This window comes from Streptomyces sp. A01, from assembly GCF_059026195.1.
On the sequence record NZ_JBWLKN010000122.1, the window covers coordinates 1 to 503 of the forward strand.

The 503-nt window shown below is 70.4% G+C and carries 1 protein-coding gene; it reads right to left on the bottom strand.

Annotation, left to right across the window (positions count from 1 at the left end; genetic code table 11):
• A partial coding sequence (locus AC5P1B_RS35805) for a KR domain-containing protein (protein ID WP_493892216.1) occupies positions 1-503 on the bottom strand: 503 nt, incomplete at both ends.

Here is a 503-nt window from a genome sequence, read left to right on the forward strand (position 1 = left end):
CCCCAGGCGAGGGAGTGGGCGGGTTGGTGGGTGGTGTGGCGGTGGTGGGCGAGGGTGTCGAGGAAGGTGTTGGCGGTGGCGTAGTTGGCTTGGCCGGGTGCGCCGAAGGTGCCGGAGGATGAGGAGTAGAGGGTGAAGTGGGTGAGGGGGGTGTTGCGGGTGAGGTGGTGGAGGTTGAGGGCGGTGTCGACTTTGGTGCGTAGGACGGTGGTCAGGCGGTGGGGGGTGAGGCTGGTGAGGATGCCGTCGTCGAGGGTGCCCGCGGTGTGGTAGACGGCGGTGAGGGGGTGTTCGGTGGGGATGGTGGCGAGGGCGTCGGCCAGGGCGGTGGGGTCGGCGGTGTCGCAGGCGGTGATGGTGACGTGGGCACCGTGTTGGGTGAGTTGGGTGTGGAGGTCGTCGGCGCCGGGGGCGCTGGGGCCTTGGCGGCTGAGGAGGAGGAGGTGTCGTGCGCTGTGTTGGGTGACGAGGTGGTGGGCGAGGAGGGTGCCCAGGGTGCCGGT